General features: G+C 67.9%; 1 protein-coding gene and 1 pseudogene. Both read left to right on the top strand.

Annotated features, from left to right (window positions below):
* A pseudogene (locus ACZ303_RS29245) lies at positions 1–314 on the top strand (hypothetical protein); the annotation flags it as partial.
* 167 nt (positions 315–481) lie between these two features.
* Positions 482–1,258 carry a PhzF family phenazine biosynthesis protein gene (locus ACZ303_RS29240; RefSeq protein WP_467343618.1) on the top strand — a complete coding sequence of 259 codons (777 nt, stop codon included), beginning with the start codon at positions 482–484 and terminating at the stop codon, positions 1,256–1,258.
* Positions 1,259–1,371 lie beyond the last annotated feature (113 nt).

Genomic DNA, 1,371 nt, shown 5'->3' with positions numbered 1-1,371 from the left:
ACGGCTACAGCTACAGCTACAGCTACGGCTACGGCTACGGCTACGGCTACAGCCAACGCCCCCCGGGGAGAGGGGACAGCGGCACCGGACGCGGACAAGACCGCCTGATACAGCTACGAATGTGGGTGGTCCCGCACCAGCACTCCCCCACCGGGGGCGGCGGCACCGGGCACAGGCAAAACCACCCGGCACAACTACGGATTCGGATGTGGATGCGGATGCGGCTGTTCCCGCACCAGCACTCCCCCACACCCCCGCCCGCCGGCCGCCGACCGCCGACCGCCGACCGCCACACCAGGCCTGGGAACAGGTGAGATTCAATACCCCCATGAACCCCAACACCCCCAACACCCCCAACCCAAACCCCACAACACCCCCCAACCACCACGACACCAACACCAACACCGACCTCCACGCCCACGTCCACGCGGACACGGACACGGAGGTCGAGGAGGACGTGGAGGTAGACGTGGAGGTGGAGGTGGAGGTACTGCGCGTCTTCGGCACACCCACCCAGCCCAACAAACACAGCCAGCACGACGAGCAGGGCGGCAACCTCCTGGCCGTCATCCGCGACGGCACGGCCATACCCGGCCGCAAGCGGCGCCAACGCCTGGCCGCCGCCCTCGGCTACAGCGAAACCCTCTTCATCGACGACACCACACACGCCACCCTCGACATCTACACCCCCACCACCCGCCTGCCCTTCGCCGGCCACCCCCTCATCGGCGCCGCCCACCTCCTCAACACACCCCTCCTGCGCCCACCCGCCGGCGAAGTGCCGGCATGGCGCGAAGGAGAACTGACCTGGATACGCGCCCACCCCGCATGGGCGACCGGACGGCACACCCACCAATACGCCACACCCGCCGAGATCGACGCACTACCCGCCCCACCACCAGGCCAAGGCTGGCTCTACGCCTGGGCATGGCAAGACAAGGAAGCAGGAACAGTCCGGGCACGCGGCTTCCCCCGCCGCGGCGACCACATCACCGAAGACGAAGCCACCGGAGCCGCCGCGATCGCACTCACCCACCAACTCGGCCGCCCCCTCAACATCCACCAGGGCACCAGCTCCCACCTCCACACCCACCCCCACCCCAACGGCCTGATCAACCTCGGCGGACATGTCACCCACCAGACAACACAACCCACACCCACCACACCGACCAGAACCCCCAGCAGAGCGACACAGACACCAACCCGGCAGGACCCACCCCCACCCACAGCAAGGCAGAGACCGAACCTGATCCGGTGACCCACAAAAAAAAGGGGGCCCGGCGGCGGGCAGACACAGCCGCCACCCAGACAAGGGGGGCCACACCCACCCCTCCACACCAACAAGCACACGGCCAACACCCACCACGACAA

The sequence above is a fragment of the Streptomyces sp. NPDC023527 genome (genome assembly GCF_055560115.1).
The sequence above is the reverse complement of the archived record's forward strand: the minus strand, read 5'-3'. Positions and strand labels throughout refer to the sequence as shown.